At 65.8% G+C, this 15187-nt stretch carries 13 protein-coding genes and 1 tRNA gene; 6 read left to right on the forward strand and 8 right to left on the reverse strand.

Features of this window, described 5'->3' with window-relative positions:
* The first annotated feature begins 76 nt into the window (after positions 1-76).
* Positions 77-694, forward strand: a complete 618-nt coding sequence (locus tag JZZ72_RS06920) for a TPM domain-containing protein (RefSeq protein WP_043859748.1) — start codon at positions 77-79, stop codon at positions 692-694.
* Positions 695-802: 108 nt separating this feature from the next.
* Complete coding sequence (locus JZZ72_RS06925; protein ID WP_210014214.1) at positions 803-2020, forward strand: class I SAM-dependent methyltransferase; 1218 nt, start codon at positions 803-805, stop codon at positions 2018-2020.
* An 88-nt stretch (positions 2021-2108) separates the two neighbouring features.
* On the opposite strand, the gene JZZ72_RS06930 is transcribed toward JZZ72_RS06925, so the two are convergent.
* Positions 2109-2996, reverse strand: a complete 888-nt coding sequence (locus JZZ72_RS06930; protein WP_210014215.1) for a DMT family transporter — start codon at positions 2994-2996, stop codon at positions 2109-2111.
* Positions 2997-3159: 163 nt separating this feature from the next.
* The gene (locus JZZ72_RS06935; protein WP_210014216.1) at positions 3160-4188 is read right to left on the reverse strand and encodes a DUF4917 family protein; all 1029 of its coding nucleotides are present in this window, start codon (positions 4186-4188) and stop codon (positions 3160-3162) included.
* A gap of 191 nt (positions 4189-4379) precedes the next feature.
* Here JZZ72_RS06935 and JZZ72_RS06940 point away from each other — a divergent pair, with 191 nt between their 5' ends.
* The 4 genes from JZZ72_RS06940 to JZZ72_RS06955 all read left to right on the forward strand — a co-directional run bounded on the left by JZZ72_RS06940 (position 4380) and on the right by JZZ72_RS06955 (position 9957).
* On the forward strand, positions 4380-4919 hold the full coding sequence (locus JZZ72_RS06940; protein ID WP_043859744.1) for an RNA polymerase sigma factor: 540 nt from the start codon (positions 4380-4382) through the stop codon (positions 4917-4919).
* Positions 4912-5880: a FecR family protein gene (locus tag JZZ72_RS06945; protein ID WP_210014217.1), complete on the forward strand. Its 969-nt coding sequence runs from the start codon at positions 4912-4914 to the stop codon at positions 5878-5880. The genes JZZ72_RS06940 and JZZ72_RS06945 overlap by 8 nt, the downstream gene beginning before the upstream one ends.
* A gap of 68 nt (positions 5881-5948) precedes the next feature.
* The gene (locus tag JZZ72_RS06950; RefSeq protein WP_210014218.1) at positions 5949-8363 is read left to right on the forward strand and encodes a TonB-dependent receptor; all 2415 of its coding nucleotides are present in this window, start codon (positions 5949-5951) and stop codon (positions 8361-8363) included.
* A 7-nt stretch (positions 8364-8370) separates the two neighbouring features.
* Positions 8371-9957 carry an alpha/beta hydrolase-fold protein gene (locus JZZ72_RS06955; protein WP_236066239.1) on the forward strand — a complete coding sequence of 529 codons (1587 nt, stop codon included), beginning with the start codon at positions 8371-8373 and terminating at the stop codon, positions 9955-9957.
* Positions 9958-10029: 72 nt separating this feature from the next.
* Here the strand turns inward: JZZ72_RS06955 and JZZ72_RS06960 are convergent, their stop codons facing one another.
* From JZZ72_RS06960 to JZZ72_RS06985, 6 genes are all read right to left on the reverse strand, one after another.
* A complete protein-coding gene (locus JZZ72_RS06960; RefSeq protein WP_043860081.1) occupies positions 10030-11733 on the reverse strand; it encodes a SulP family inorganic anion transporter in 1704 nt (567 codons plus the stop codon).
* A gap of 218 nt (positions 11734-11951) precedes the next feature.
* Positions 11952-12635 carry a glycosyltransferase family 25 protein gene (locus tag JZZ72_RS06965; protein WP_146094981.1) on the reverse strand — a complete coding sequence of 228 codons (684 nt, stop codon included), beginning with the start codon at positions 12633-12635 and terminating at the stop codon, positions 11952-11954.
* A gap of 188 nt (positions 12636-12823) precedes the next feature.
* Positions 12824-12897: transfer RNA gene (locus JZZ72_RS06970), tRNA-Gly, on the reverse strand.
* 117 nt (positions 12898-13014) lie between these two features.
* Positions 13015-13899, reverse strand: a complete 885-nt coding sequence (locus JZZ72_RS06975; protein WP_043860083.1) for an alpha/beta fold hydrolase — start codon at positions 13897-13899, stop codon at positions 13015-13017.
* A gap of 320 nt (positions 13900-14219) precedes the next feature.
* Positions 14220-14912: a pseudouridine synthase gene (locus JZZ72_RS06980; protein ID WP_043860084.1), complete on the reverse strand. Its 693-nt coding sequence runs from the start codon at positions 14910-14912 to the stop codon at positions 14220-14222.
* A 32-nt stretch (positions 14913-14944) separates the two neighbouring features.
* A complete protein-coding gene (locus JZZ72_RS06985) occupies positions 14945-15166 on the reverse strand; it encodes a cysteine-rich CWC family protein (RefSeq protein ID WP_078480620.1) in 222 nt (73 codons plus the stop codon).
* Positions 15167-15187: the final 21 nt, after the last annotated feature.

The raw sequence follows: 15187 nt of genomic DNA on the forward strand, positions 1-15187 counted from the left end.
GTGGCGGCGGCGGCAGTTTCGGCGGGGGCGGGTCCTCCGGCGGCTGGTAACTACACGACAAGAGACACACACGTACATGGCATTGCTCAGTGAATACGAACAGCGTCAGGTGGCCCAGGCCATCGCCCAGGTAGAACAGCGTACCGATGCCGAGCTGGTGACGGTGCTGGCGGCGCGTGCCGACGACTATGCCTATATCCCGTTGCTGTGGGCCAGCCTGCTGGCGCTGGTGGTGCCGGGCGTCCTCTATTACCTGAGCGGCTGGCTGAGCGTGCATGGCCTGCTGCTGGCGCAGTGGCTGACCTTCATCGTGCTGTGCCTGGTGTTCCGCCTGCCGCGCCTGACCAGTTGGCTGGTGCCGCGCAGGGTGCGCCACTGGCGTGCGTCGAACCTGGCGCGGCGCCAGTTTCTGGAGCAGAACCTGCATCACACCGTGGGCCGCACCGGGGTGCTGATCTTCGTCAGCGAGGCCGAGCGGTATGTGGAGATCCTGGTGGACGAGGGCATCTCCAGTCGCCTCGACAACCAGGCCTGGGACGCCATCGTGCGCACCTTCACCGCCCAGGTGCAGCAGGGCCAGACCCTGCAGGGCTTTGTCACCTGCATCGAGGCCTGTGGCGAGCTGCTGGCGGCCCATGTGCCGGTGACCCAGGCGCGCAACGAGCTGCCCAACCGGCTGGTGCTGCTGGGCTGAGGCATGCGCGCTGATCGACAAATGCTGTGCCTGGGGCGGTCATCCACGTAAAATGCGCGCCATTGCGCGCCTGCGGGCGCCCCCCGCAACCCGAGGCACCCACTCCCCATGTCCGCAACCCCCACCGTCCAGGCCGCGCCGGATGCGCGTGCGCAGTTTCTGGCGCTGCTCGCCACCAGCCTGCACCAGCACACCTTCATCAAACTGGTGCTGGCGCGCCATGTCGGCGCCGAGGTCGACCTGCAGCGGGTAACGGCCAAGCCGCTGACGATCAAGGGGCAGGCCAGCCTGTCGTTCGTGTACCGCTACAAGACCCGCGACATCACCCGCAACCTGGCGCTGGACGAGGCGCTGACGTTGATCGGTGAGCTGTTGCCGGCTTCGTTTCGCAACGCGCACCTGCTCAGCCTGAACGACGAGGTGCAGCTGGAGTTCACCAAGAAGGGCAAGCCGATGCTGCATCGCAACGCCGTGCAGCAGGCGCGCGAGGTGGTGACCGGCGAGCATGATCGCGAGAAGAAGCGCTACCTGGAGCTGAGCCGGCCGTTTCTGCACGACCTGGGCGTGACCGACAAGCAGCAGGCGCTGATTCCGGCGATGTCGCGCAAATGGAAGCAGATCAACAAGTTCATCGAGGTGTTCTCCCATGCGCTGAGCAGCGCGCCACTGGCGGCAGATCAGCCGGTGCGGGTGGCGGACTTCGGCTCGGGCAAGGGCTACCTGACCTTCGCGATCCATGACTACCTGCGCAACACCCTGCAGCGCGAGGCGCAGGTGACGGGCGTGGAGTTGCGCCCGGACATGGTCGAGCTGTGCAATGCCGCCGCCGCGCGCCTGGAGCATCCGGGGCTGAGGTTCGAGTGTGGCGATGTGCGCAGCGTGGTGCCCAGCGCCATCGAGGTGATGATCGCCCTGCATGCCTGTGACATTGCCACCGACTACGCGATTCATACCGGTATTCGCTGTGGCGCGGCGATCATCATGTGCTCGCCGTGCTGCCACAAGCAGATTCGCCCGCAGATGCACAGCCCGGGGTTGCTCAAGCCGATGCTGCAGTACGGCCTGCACCTGGGGCAGCAGGCCGAGATGCTCACCGACAGCCTGCGTGCGTTGTACCTGGAGGCCTGTGGCTACGAGACCAAGGTGTTCGAGTTCATCTCGCTGGAGCACACCAACAAGAACAAGATGATCCTGGCCACCCGGCGGCGCGAGCCGGTGGCGGCGCAGGCGTTGCTGGAGAAGATCCAGGCGCTCAAGGCGTTCTATGGGGTCAAGGAGCATTGTCTGGAGACGCTGCTGCGGGCCGATGGCTTGATTCCTGTCTGAACCTCACCACCGTCATCGCGGGTCAAGCCCGCTCCCACAAGGATCACCCTTACCTGTGGGAGCGGGCTTGACCCGCGATGGCGGCACCTCAGACCTTGACCGGTGCCGGATGCACCCGCGCCTTGCGCCCCAGCACCACCGTCAGGATCACCCCGCCGGCAAACACCCAGGTGATCGGCGCCACCTGCTCGCCAAAGAACAGCGCCGACAGCGCGATGGTGAAGAAGATCTGCAGCAGCTGCACCTGGCTCACCCGTGAGATTCCGCCCAGCGCCAGCCCGGCGTACCAGGCAAAAAAGCCGATGAACTGCGAAAACAGCGACACATAGCCGAACGCCCACCAGGCCCGCGGGCTGATCGCGCCTTCATGCTGCAGCGCCAGGTACACCACCGGCCCCAGCAGCAGCGGGCTGGACAGCACCAGCGCCCAGCAGATCACCTGCCAACCGCCCATCTCCCGCGCCAGGCGGCCGCCTTCGGCATAGCCCAGCCCGCCCACCGCAATCGCCGCCAGCATCAGCAGGTCACCGGCCTGGATGTGTCCGGCGCCCATGATCATCGCGTAGGCCACCACCAGTGTGCTGCCCAGCGCCGCCCATGCCCAGAACGCCGTGGAAGGTCGCTCGTGGGACAGCCACGCCGCATACACCACCACGCACAAGGGTTGCAGGCCGTTGACCAGTGCGCCGTGGGAGGCCGGCACGCTCTGCATGGCCCAGGCCGACAGCACCGGGAAACCGAGAATCACCCCCAGCGCCACCAGGCTCAGGCCCTTGACCTGCTGCCAGGTGGGCCACTTTTCACGGCGCCACAGCAACAGCGCCGCTGCCGGGATCGCGGCCACCAGGGCCCGGCCCAGGCCGTTGAGCAGCGGGTGCATCTCCTGCACCACGATGCGGGTCATGGGCAGGGTCAGGCTGAAGATGATGACGCCGAGCAGGCCGAGGGCCAGGCCGGTGTTTTCGCGGGTAGACATGAGCGCGCCTGAGGGCTGGAGGGGCCGCTCATTGAGCCACAGGTGGGGTGGGTAATCTGGTTACAGTTGGCAACAAAGGTGTCCGTACAGTTGGGCGTCGCGCCGGACTTTTCGCCGGCAACGCCGGCTCCTACAGGCTTCACGCCCTCCTGTGGGGGCCGGCCTAGCGCCGACGCCGCCCCACTGCCTTGGGCGGCGGCGCGGGCACATTCGCCAGCGCGCCCAGCGGGTGCGTGGTGGCATCGAAAAAATGCAGTTCGATGCCCGGGTACGCTTCGAACACCCGCGCGTAATGCTGCTTCTGGCTCACGATGGCCGCCTCGTTCACCGGCAGGATCGAAATGGCCAGGTGTGTCGGCTGCGCCTGGCTGATCGCCTCCACCAGGTGCCGGTCGGCACGGTCCAGGTGATGCCCGAACACGCACAGCCCCTCGCGCTGCGTCGCCAGCGCGGCGTAGCACCAGGTCAGGTAATCGGACCCGCGAATCGCCCGCAGCTTGTTGTCGCTGCTGTCTTCATTGACGAACAGCGGCACATCGCCCGGGGTGTTGATGGCAAAGCCGTCGAGCAACTGGCTGCCGCTGGCCGCCCGCTGGCGCGTGGTGCCGTGCTGGGTGCGCAGCAGGTGCAGGCCGCCATGCAGGTAGTGCATCCGCGTGCCCGGCCCCTGAGCCCGGCTGACGTCGAAATCGCCTTCCTCGTCGAACAGCTCGGCAAAGCCGTGCGGCGCCTGGTTCACGGCCCAGTGACAGAGCAGGTCGTAGTTGCTGGAAAACACGCGCTGGTAGGTGCGCAGCTCGGCGTTGATCGCGGCCAGGTGGGCAGTGGGCAGCAGCTTCCAGGGAATGTGCACGCTGCGCACGGCGTGGATCAGCGCTTCCTTGATCGCGTAGTAGCGGTTGAGCGGTGCCGACGAACTGATCGCCAGCGCGGCATTGACCTGCACGGTGGTGTTCAGGGCACTGAGCACCGGCGCGAACAGCTCGCTGTTCATCGATTTGAACAGTGCCTGGTCGGTGAGGCCGAGGGGCTTGTGGCGCACGCGCTGGGCCAGCTCGAACAGCGAAAAGTAGGCGAACGGGCGCCAGATGGCGCGGCTGGTACCGTTGCCCAGCAGCAGGCTGGTGCACGGGTGGGCGGTATTGAGGTGCGGCCAGGCCGCCAGGGTTGCGTCGACGTCGGCGAGGGGCATGTGGATCTCGTAGGGATTTGTTGCACGTTGGCAGGGCGCGACTGTAGCACGCCGGCGCGTTGTCATCAGCGCTCCGGAACCTGCGGTGTCTGCCACAGGGTACTGAGGGCTGGCCGAAGGCAGAGGGAGTGTGTGAGAATGATACGAATTCCCATTAATGTTTTGTCTGCCTTATCACGCGCCGGACGCCCATGACCTCGCTTTCAACCCCCTGGACGGCCGGCGCGCCGTCGTTTGCGGCTGTCGCCGACGAGCTGCTCGCGCACTACACCGACCTGCGTCGCTACCTCGGCAGCCGACTGCGCAACCCCGATGATGCGGCCGATATTGCCCAGTCGAGCTTTGCCCAGGCCTACGCGCATGCCCTCAATGCCCCGGTGATCAATGCCCGTGCGCTGCTGTTCCAGGCGGCGCGCAACCTGTGCATCGACCAGTTTCGCCGGCGCAGTCGCGAGCTGGCGGCGCTGGAGGACTGGCTGACACGGGCCGATGGGCTCACCCCCAGCGTGGAAGAGATCCTGATTGCCCGCGAGCAGTTGCAGCAACTGATTGCGCGTATCGAGCGCATGCCGCGCCTGCGCCGCGAGGTGTTCGTGCGCGTGCGCCTGCATGGCCAGAGCCATCGCCAGGTGTGTGACGAGCTGCAGCTGTCGGCCAAGGCCGTGGAGCTGCACATCGGCCGCGCGGTGTTCGACCTGTCCGAACTGAGCCAGGCCTGCCGTCATGTCTGACGCGCGGCCGGTTTCGCCCCGCAAGGTACAGCAGGCGCTGGGCTACCTGGCGGGGCTGCACAGTGACGACCCCTCCCGTGTGCGCGAGGTGAGCGGGCAGTTGCAGCGCTGGCGCAACAAAAGCAGCGAGCATGAGCGTGCCTGGCTGGAGGCCGAGCAGCGTTGGCAGATGATCCATCGGCTGACCCCGCAGTTGCGCGGCTCGCTGGCCCCCGAGCCGGTCAACCTCGGCCGGCGTCGCCTGCTGCGCCAGGGTGCCGGCCTGCTGGCGGTGGTCGGGTGCAGTGCATGGCTGGGTTGGCTGTGGCAGCGCCGGCCACAGTTCGACCAGGTGCTGCTGACCGAACACGCAGCGCCCGCACGCAATGTACTGCTGCCCGACGGCAGCCAGATGGTGCTGGCGGCCGAATGCAACGTGCAGGTGAAGTACAGCAACGGCCAGCGCGAGGTCATGCTGGCCCACGGCAATGTGTTTTTCGACGTGGCCCACGAGCGCCTGCGCAGCTTCCTGGTCAGCACCCGGCTGGGGCAGGTGCAGGTGCTGGGCACCGCCTTCAGCGTCAGCGACCGTGGCGGCGATATCCAGGTGGCGGTGACCCGCGGTCATGTGAAGGTGCGCGGCCTGGATGGCGAGCCCCGCGAACTGCTGGCCGGCGACCGGGTGCGCCTGGGCGAACCCGGCGTGCCGGGGCCGGTGGAGCATCACCCGCAGGCGGCCCCGAACGCCGAGTACTGGCGCCAGGGCTGGTGGTCGTTCACCGATGCACCGCTGGCCGAGGTGATCGACGAATTCAATGCCTATAGCAACCGTCAGGTGCGGCTTGGCGAGGGAGCGGCCGGGCTGCGCCTGACCGGCAGCTTCCCCAGCGACCGCCCCGACATATTGCTGAACGCCTTGCCCAGGGTGCTGCCGCTGAGCCTGATGCAGAAGGGTGAGTACACCTGGCTGCAGCTTCGTTGAAATTTTTTTGAGGGGTAGTGGCCAGCTAGCGCGTCTTCCTGGCAACTCCCTAGCTCAAAGGACAGATCATGTCGTTTTTCCTCGCCCGGACCACGCGTTCGTCACCTTCTTCGGTTATCCCCAGCACCCTTCGCCACCTGGTGCTGGCCTGTGCTCTTGGCGCGGCCAGCCTGTCGGCCGTGTCGGCCGAGCTGAGCGCAGGCACCCGCGTGCTGGCGCTCGACCTGCCCAGCCAGCCGCTGGATAGCGCGGTGCAGGCGCTGTCCCGCGAGGCGGGGGTGGCGATTGCCGCCGACAGCCAGTGGCTGGCCGGGCGCAATGCCCCGGCGCTGCAGGGCCGCTTCACCCTGCAACAGGCGCTGCAACGCCTGCTGGACAACAGCGGCCTGGTGGCCAGCGAAGAAAACGGCGTGATCATCCTGCGTCGCCCCGAGAGCGACGGCGCGCTGACCCTGGGTGCCACCACGGTCAATGCGCAGGTGGGCAACAGCAGCAACCCGCCCGAGCTCTACAGCGGTGGCCAGGTGGCACGCGGTGCGAAGGTGGGCATGCTGGGCAATCGCGACATCATGGAAACCCCTTTCAACATCACCGCCTACACCGCCCAGCACATGGAAAACCAGCAGAGCGGCACGGTGGGCGCGGTGCTGCGCAACGACCCGTCGGTGCGCTTCAGCACCGGTGAAGGCCACACCTACGAAAACTTCATGATCCGCGGCTACTCCATCGACTCCACCGAGCTTGCGGTCAACGGTCTGTATGGCCTGGCGCCCGATGGGCATGTGCCCACCGAGTTCCTGGAGCGCGTCGAGGTGCTCAAGGGCCCTGGCGCACTGCTCACCGGCATGGCCCCCAACGGCGGTGTGGGCGGGGTGATCAACCTGGTGCCCAAGCGGGCCGGGGATGCGCCACTGACGCGCCTGACCACCAGCTACGTATCCGACGGCTACTGGGCCGAGCACCTGGACCTGAGCCGGCGCCTGGGTGAGGAGAACCGCCTGGGCATCCGCTTCAACGGCGTGTACGGCAGCGGTGACACCGGGGTCGACGACCAGTCCAAGGACCGCACCCTGGCGTCCCTGGGCATGGATTACCGTGGCGATGGCTGGAAGCTGGAACTCGATGCCTACGAAAGCCACGAAAAGATGCAGAACGGCAGCCCGATGATGGCCGGCTTCAGCAAACTGGGCTACGTGACCAAGGCGCCCAAGCCGGATTCCAACATCCTCGACGGTATTTCGGCCAAGCAGATCAGCAAGGCGGTGATCCTGCGCGGCGAATACGAGCTGTCGGACGACTGGACGGCCTACGCCAGCGTCGGCGGTGCGCGTACCCGCTACAAGGGCTTCCTCAACGGCACGCGCTCGATCATCACCTCCGGCAACGGCGACGCAACCGCCGAAACCTACAACCAGGGCGGCTATACCCATAGCCTGTCCACCGAAGCGGGTGTGCGCGGCAACTTCAGTACCGGTCCGGTGACCCACCAGCTGGTGCTCAGCACCACCTTGCTGCACCAGGACATCGGTCGCGCCGCCACCGTAACCGGGGCAAAGTACACGACCAACATCTATCACCCCGGCAAGCCGATCATTGCCGGCAACATCGGCTCCAGCGACAAGACCGGCGACAACACTCTGTCGAGCTTTGCCGTGGCCGATACCCTGGGCTTCGTCGACGACAAGCTGTTGCTGACCCTGGGCGTGCGCTCGCAGCGGGTGCGCCAGAAGATGAGTTCGCCTTCGTATGACGAGCATGCGCTGACCCCGGCACTGGGCGTGGTGCTCAGGCCGTGGGAGGCGGATGTCTCGCTGTACGCCAACTACATCGAGGGCCTGACCCAGGGCGGCATGGTCAGCGACCTGTCGGCTGCCAACTATGGCGAGCAGTTCGCCCCGTACAAGTCCAAGCAGGTGGAAGCCGGGGTCAAGTGGGACCTGGGCGACTTCACCCACACCGTCAGCGTGTTCCAGATCGAGAAGCCGAGCATGATGCTCGACACCGCCAGCAACCGTTACACCGACGATGGTCAGCAGCGCAATCGCGGGGTGGAGTGGAACCTGTTCGGTTCGCTGACGCCGAGCGTACGCCTGCTGGGTGGGGTGACCTATACCCGTGCCGAGCTGACCAAGACCGCTGGCGGCAAGCTCGATGGCAACGCCGCGCGCGGGGTGCCGCAGTGGTCGGCCAACCTGGGCGGCGAGTGGGACACGTCCTGGGTCGAGGGCCTGACCCTGACCGCGCTGGCCATCCACAGCAGCTCGCAGTACCTGGATTCGGCCAACGAGCTGAAGATTCCGCAGTGGACCCGCTATGACCTGGGCGGTCGCTACAGCACGCGCATCCTGAGCAAGGACGTGGTGCTGCGCGCCAGCCTGGAGAACGTCGAAAACCGTGCCTACTGGGCCGGTGTGTTCAACGACGGCTACGCCACGGTCAGCGAGCCGCGCACGCTGAAACTTTCGGCCAGCATCGACTTCTGAGGTGTACATGCAACGACTCAAGACATTTTGCGCCGGCCTTGCGCTGGCCAGCCTGACCGGCGGCGCCGCAATGGCGGCCTCGCTGGTGCCCGGGCACAGCGTCAGCGGCGCCATCGGCCAGGGCCGGCAGCCGGTATGGACCGTGCCGCTCAAGGCCGGTGACTTCGTGCAGGGGCGCGTGGAGGGCGACGTCAGCGTGCGCCTGCTCGATGCCGACGGTCAGCCGGTGCGGTTGCTGGTGGACGGGCTGGACATGGTGCGCGACTTCATGTTCATCGCCCCCCATGACGGCCTGTATGGCGTGCGCGCAGAAGCCATCTCCACCCGCCCGCAGGCTGCCTATTCGCTCAAGCTGACCGGTGTCACCAGCGTGGCCGAGCAGCAGGCCCAGCAGACGCGCCTGCAAAGCCCGGTGATGCGCGAGCTGGCGGCGCATGTGGCCAAGGGGGGCGATACCCAGGCCTTCTGGAAGGCCCGCGAGCAGCAGGGTACGCCCCTGGTCGAAGCGCTGGCGGAGCAGCCCGGGCAATCGCTGGTGACCTTCCTGTGGCGAGGTGCCCGGCACAACGTTCGGGTATTCGGCGCGCCGTCGGGCAACCATGATGAGCTGCAGCGCCTGGGCGACAGCGATGTGTGGTTTCGTAGCTATGTGGTGCCTTCCAGCACCCGGATGAGCTACCAGATGGCACCGGACGTACCGCCCTCCACTGACCGCCGGGTGATTCTGGCCAGCTCCCGGCAAGACCCGCTCAACCCCAACGGCTTTGCCGATGGCAGTGGCGATCGCTGGCTGTCGCGCTCGCGCCTGGAGCTTGCCGACGCGCCTGCGCAGCCCTGGGTGGCGCAGCGCCCCGGGGTAGCCCGGGGCACGCTGGAGCGCCAGGTGCTGACCAGCAAGGTGCTGGGCAACCAGCGTGACGTGTACCTGTACCGGCCGCCGGGCTGGACACCGGGGGCGGCGGGGCAGGGGCTGCTGGTGCTGTTCGATGCGCATGCCTACACCCGGCAGGTGCCCACCCCGACGCTGCTCGACAACCTGCTCGCCGATGGCCTGATCGGCCCCACTGCTGCGCTGATCATCGCCAACCCCACCGACCTGTCGCGCCAGGTCGAGTTGCCACCCAACCCGCAGTTTGCGCGGTTCATGGCCGAGGAACTGATGCCCTGGGCGAAGGCGCGCGGGCTGTCGGCCCCGGCCGACCGCACGGTGGTGGCAGGTTCCAGCTACGGCGGGCTGGCCTCGGCCTACCTGGGGCTGCAGCATCCGGAGCTGTTCGGCAATGTGCTGAGCCTGTCGGGGTCGTACTGGTGGGCGCCGGAAGGAATGGAGCCTGGCTGGCTGACCCGCGAGTACGTGCGTGCACCGCGTGCGCCGCTGCGCTTCTACCTGCAGTCGGGGTTGTTCGAGGGGCCGAAGATTCTCGACACCAATCGCCAGTTGCGCGACGTGCTGCAGGCCAAGGGGTATCCGGTGGTGCAGGTGGAATACCCGGCCGGGCATGACTACCTGCAATGGCGTGGGTCATTGCCGTGTGGGTTGATCGCCCTGATCGGTAGCGGGCAGGGGACGCCGCAGGCCTGTGAGCCGCGTTGACCCTGCTGGCCGCTTCGCCGGCAAGGCGGGCTCCTGCAACATCGCCAGGAGCCGGCCTTGCCGGCGAAAGGTTTACTGCGCGACAGCCGCCTCGCGCCTGACCTTGTTGCGCCACAGTCGGTAGGCGCGAATGCCTGCCCGCACCGAGCCGTACAGCAGCTCGCTGCCCATCTCCCGCGCCAGCCCCGAGCGCACCAGCATCCGCAGGAAGCTGCCGCGGGCCCGGGCGATGCCCATCACGATGCCCTGGGCCATCAGGGTTTCACGCACTTCGCGCAGCGCCGCGATGCCGCTCACGTCGATCGAGCTGACCGCCTCGGCGTCGAACAGCACGGCGCGGGCTTCCACCTCCTTCTGCACCGCGTCGAGCAGGCGCATCTTGAAGTAGTCGGCGTTGAAGAACAGGATCGCGTCGTCGAAGCGGTACACCACCAGCCCTGGCACCGTGCGCGCGTCCTTGTGGCGGCGGATGTCCACCTGGCCCTCGATGCCGGGCGCCCAGCCCAGCACTGCATCGGTGGGCTGGTAGATGGTGTAGAGCAGGCGCAGGATCGCCAGGGTCACCGCGATGATGATGCCCGGCAGCACGCCCACGCCCAGCACGCCGACCGTGGTCAGGATGCACAGCCAGAACTCGAAGCGGCTGAGGGTGTAGATCTTGCTCAGCGACTTGACGTCGATCAGGCCCCAGCCGGCCATCAGCAGCACGGCGCCCAGGGCTGCCTGCGGGATCCACGCCATGGGCACGGTGAACAGCAGCAGGCACAGCGCGATCACCAGCGCCGCGATGATGCCCACCAGCTGGCTCTTGCCACCCACCATGTCGTTGACTGCGGTACGCGAGTCGGCGCCGCTGATGGCAAACCCCTGCGAGGCGCCGGCGGCCAGGTTCGACACGCCCAGGGCGAGGAATTCATGGTTGGCGTTGATCGCATAGCCATGGCGTGCGGCAAAGCTGCGTGCGGTCAGCATGGCGCTGCAGAAACTGACCGTAGCGATACCCAGGGCGTCACGCAGCAGGCTTTTCATCTCTTCGAGGTTGGTCTGCGGCCAGGCGAGGGTGGGCATGCCCGAGGGCACGTGACCGAGGACTGCCACGCCGAAGCGGTCCAGGCCGAACAGGCCGGCCACCAGGGTGGCGATGGCCACGGTCACCAGCGCTGCCGGCAGCTTGGGGTAGCGCCGAGGCAGCCAGATCAGCAGAGCCAGGCCGGCCAGGCCGATGAACAGCGTCAGCCAATGGATTTCGTTCAGGCGTTCGAGCAGGTTGATCAGGCTGAGCACGAAGCCGTTGCCCTCGATCTTGAACCCCAGCACCTTGCCCAGCTGGCCGGCCAGCAGGCTCAGGCCGATACCGTTGAGGTAGCCGATCAGAATCGGTCGGGAGAAGAAACTGGCAATGAAGCCGGCCCGTGCCAGGCCTGCGGCGATCAGCATCAGCCCCACCAGCACCGTGACGATCACCGACAACTGTGCCACGCGCGCCGGGTCGCCCATGGCCAGCGGCGCCACGGCACCGGCGACCATGGCGCAGGTGGCAGCGTCGGGCCCGACCATCAACTGGCGCGAGCTGCCCACCAGGGCGTACACCATCATGGGCAGGATGCACGCGTACAGCCCGACCTGCGGCGGCAGGCCGACGATCTGCGCGTAAGCGATGGCGATGGGGATCTGGATGGCGGCAACCGACAGGCCGGCCTGGAGGTCAGGGCGAAACCATTCGGCACGGTAACGCAGCAGGTTGGCGAGGCCGGGGAGCCAGCGGGAGAGAAACATGGACCGATCCTTGTGATGTTTCGGAGCAGCGGTGGGTTTTACCAAGGTCTTTGGGGGCGGTGTTGATCTGAATCAGGCGGGCGCAGATTTATCGCAGAATACCGTGCCCTGCGTTGCCCGCCTACCGAGTGCATGGGCAGCAAATTGCTTGCCGGGGCTGGAGTGACCACAAAAAACCCGCCATATGGCGGGTTTAGGGTGAGGCGCAGGACCGGCTGTTAGAGGTCTCTGCACAGCATCGTCTTACCGATGTTTCTGAGCGCCTCTGCATATTGCCTGCGCCAGTTTGCGCGCCAGTACGCGGCGTCAGGGAAGGTGCCGTCCGTGGAGCGAGCGGCCAGCACGTCGCTTGCAACGACCTCCTCGGGTTGTTGCTGGCTCAGCATGGGGAAGGCCATGTACGCCCGGAATCGCTTTGAATAGACCTTGTCGATCGCCGTACCCGTATAGGGTGAATGGCTGACCAGGCGCTCGCAGCCTTTGCTGGACAGAATGTAAGCATGGGTACCTTTGGCCCGTACACGGGCTATTCCCCTGTGCCAGGTGAGCCATACCCTCCCCAGATTCGCTCCAAGATAAAACAGTTCGGGTTCCTTCCCGTTCAGGAAGGTGTTGATCTGGTGCACCTGGCGTGGGTCGAAGGTCAGCAGGGTGGCGTCATCCTCGAGCACCAGTACCCGCCGATATTTACGCTCCAGAGCCATTTTTGCGCAGGTCACGTGGGAGTCGAAGCAGCCCCGCTCGGGATTCTCGCTATCGCGGTCCACGATGAGAAATTCGATGTTCAACCCGCTGCCTTCGAACTCCCGGGTCAAAAGGTCTCGACGGTCAGTCCGCTCCCGCAGGCTGATGCAGAAAACTCCGTCGATCTGCAACTGGCTAAGATCCTTTTGCTTGGACAACTCATCCCCCATGGATTTACCCAACTGAAATTTTCACCCTCTTGCTATCCGTCTTGGATGCGGGGTATCGATTAAGGGCATTATCCAGAACTGCCTGTAAGCAAGCCACTGTCATATGAGGCTGCGAGCATATTCAGTTGGATGGTTCGAGTGCTGAGGGAGCTTGTAACGGGGAGGGGGGAAGTGACTGGAGCGGGTGAAGGGAATCGAACCCTCGTTATCAGCTTGGGAAGCTGGAGTAATGCCATTATACGACACCCGCTTTCAGGCGCACTTTGTACCAGAACTGCGAGACGATTTGAAGCCCTTATTGCAATCGGCGGCTCGCGAGCCGTAGCGCCGGTCTGCCGCAGACCGGCGCTACACTGGCCGCGACCACTCAGATGGCCTGCGCATGCTGGCCGTGCACGAAGTGATACGGGGAGCGCGTTTCACGCGGTTGCGGGCCTAGAAACTCCAGCAGCACCTCGCGGGTGTCGCGGCAGGCCGCCTTGTGTTCCATGTCCAGGAAATGGCCGGCGCTGCGAATCGGCCTGAAGTGGCTGTGGCGCACGTGCCGGGAAAACTGCCGGGCATCGTGGGCAGTGGTGTATTCGTCCCATTCACCGTTCATGAACAGCACCGGAATGTCGATGGCCTGTGCGGCCCGCAGGGCCCGCCCAAGGTCGTGATCCAGCACCTGATGGATGTGGAAGTGCATCTGCGCATACTCATGCTCGGCCAGGCTGCTGACGTGGCGATGATTGAAACGCTTGAACAGCGAGGGCAGGTGCTTGCCGATGGTGTCGTTGACCAGTTTGCCCATCTGCTGGCGGTCGCAGGTGCGCAGGTAGTGCGAGCCGCGCTCCAGGTAGTCGCGCATCGGTTCGTTGATCACCGGCGAGAACGAGCTGACCACGGCCTTGCGAATGCGCCGCGGCTTGCTGGCCAGTGCCAGCAGGGTGCAGGCACCGCCCCATGAAAACGACATCAGGTGGTCGGCGGCGAAGTGGTCGATCAGCTCCAGCAGGATCCGGCCTTCGGTTTCCTTGGTCAGCAGGTGGTCGTTGCGGTTGTGTGCCCGGGACTTGCCCGAGTAGGGCTGGTCGTACAGCACGACGTTGAACTGCGGATGCAGGTTGCGCACCGTCTGGGCGAAAGAAGCTGTGGTGGCGAGCGAGCCGTTGATCAGGATGATCGTCTTCTCTGCGGCGTCCGCGCGATAGAACTCCGTGTAAACCCGGTACTGACCCTGTATATCCAGCACAGCAATTTCTGGCCTCATGTCATCGACTCCTGGCGCAAAAAGGGTATCCGTGCAAGCAAGCTTGCCCGGTCTTCATGACAGGTAGGCATACGCCTTGAAATGAAACGAGGGGCCCTGTGTCGATCCGTTGCCGGCTGGTCGACGGGTATTGTTGTTAGGTGGGCAATCTGCCGGACGCCAGCGCTTCGGGGCGCCGGTCACCTGCAAAAAGGTGCCTTGGACTGCGTTCGTGACCGATTGGTCACATGCAGACTGACGGTTGGATTCAAGCAGGCGCCCGGCCAACCCGCAAGTGCCGTTGGCGCAATCGATGATTTTTTTGCCGAGCGGTCGTGGCGTCAGATGGCCAGGATTTCATCCTGGCTCAGCGCACGGTATTGCCCCGGGGCCAGCTGCGGGTCCAGGTGCAGCGGGCCCATGCGCTCGCGGTGCAGGCGCGTGACCTTGTTGTCGAAGAAGCCGAACATGCGTTTGACCTGGTGATAGCGCCCCTCGACGATGCTCAGGCGCGCGCTGTGGCTGCCCAGCAGGGTGAGCTCGGCGGGGAGGGTGGTGAGGTTTTCGAAGGCGAAGTAGATGCCCTGGCCAAAGGTTGGCGCATAGGCGTCGGTGATCGGCTGCTCGGTCTCGACGTAGTAGGTTTTCGCCAGCCCTGTCTTGGGCTGGGTCAGGCGACGTGACCACTGGCCATCGTTGGTCAGCAGCAGCAACCCGGTGGTGTTGAAGTCCAGGCGCCCGGCGATGTGCAGGTCGTTCCGGTCGGGTTCGTCGAGCAGGTCGAGCACGGTGCGGTGCTGCGGGTCGACGGTGGCGCTGACGCAACCCATCGGCTTGTGCAGCATCAGGTAGCGCGGTGCACGCCCGGCTTGCAGCACCTGCTGGTCGACCTCGACGCGGCTGAACTCGCGTACCTCATGGTGCGGGTCGGCGATGGCCACGCCATCCACCCGCACCCGTCGTTGCACCAGCAGCAGGCGCACCTGCTGGCGGTTGAAACATGGCAGGTTGCTGAGAAAACGGTCGAGGCGCATGGCGGTTGGGCGTACAGAGGTGGGCGCGCAGTCTAACGGTTCGGCGCAGGCTTGGCTGCCTGCAATCGGGCATCGACCTGGGCGCATCGCGGGCACAGGCAGGCACTGTTGCGCAAATGCGCCGGCAGCGCTTCGAGCACGCGGGGATCGATCTGCACGCTGTAGCACCAGCAGGCCTGGGTGGCGCTGCGCGGGTCGGCGAGGCTGCACTGGTTGCTGGCGCCGCAGGCGGGGCACAGGCGGGTATCGTTCATGGTGGTGGCTACCGGGGGCGA

This window comes from Pseudomonas palmensis (assembly GCF_017848315.1).
Taxonomy (GTDB): domain Bacteria; phylum Pseudomonadota; class Gammaproteobacteria; order Pseudomonadales; family Pseudomonadaceae; genus Aquipseudomonas; species Aquipseudomonas palmensis.

Excerpts from the sequence above, each read along its gene's own strand:
- JZZ72_RS06920 (WP_043859748.1), top strand. The coding sequence starts at position 77 with ATGGCATTGCTCAGTGAATACGAACAGCGTCAGGTGGCCCAGGCCATC.
- JZZ72_RS06960 (WP_043860081.1), bottom strand. The coding sequence starts at position 11,733 with ATGTTTCTCTCCCGCTGGCTCCCCGGCCTCGCCAACCTGCTGCGTTAC.
- JZZ72_RS06955 (WP_236066239.1), top strand. The coding sequence starts at position 8,371 with ATGCAACGACTCAAGACATTTTGCGCCGGCCTTGCGCTGGCCAGCCTG.
- JZZ72_RS06950 (WP_210014218.1), top strand. The coding sequence starts at position 5,949 with ATGTCGTTTTTCCTCGCCCGGACCACGCGTTCGTCACCTTCTTCGGTT.
- JZZ72_RS06940 (WP_043859744.1), top strand. The coding sequence starts at position 4,380 with ATGACCTCGCTTTCAACCCCCTGGACGGCCGGCGCGCCGTCGTTTGCG.
- JZZ72_RS06985 (WP_078480620.1), bottom strand. The coding sequence starts at position 15,166 with ATGAACGATACCCGCCTGTGCCCCGCCTGCGGCGCCAGCAACCAGTGC.
- JZZ72_RS06980 (WP_043860084.1), bottom strand. The coding sequence starts at position 14,912 with ATGCGCCTCGACCGTTTTCTCAGCAACCTGCCATGTTTCAACCGCCAG.
- JZZ72_RS06935 (WP_210014216.1), bottom strand. The coding sequence starts at position 4,188 with ATGCCCCTCGCCGACGTCGACGCAACCCTGGCGGCCTGGCCGCACCTC.
- JZZ72_RS06925 (WP_210014214.1), top strand. The coding sequence starts at position 803 with ATGTCCGCAACCCCCACCGTCCAGGCCGCGCCGGATGCGCGTGCGCAG.
- JZZ72_RS06975 (WP_043860083.1), bottom strand. The coding sequence starts at position 13,899 with ATGAGGCCAGAAATTGCTGTGCTGGATATACAGGGTCAGTACCGGGTT.
- JZZ72_RS06945 (WP_210014217.1), top strand. The coding sequence starts at position 4,912 with ATGTCTGACGCGCGGCCGGTTTCGCCCCGCAAGGTACAGCAGGCGCTG.
- JZZ72_RS06930 (WP_210014215.1), bottom strand. The coding sequence starts at position 2,996 with ATGTCTACCCGCGAAAACACCGGCCTGGCCCTCGGCCTGCTCGGCGTC.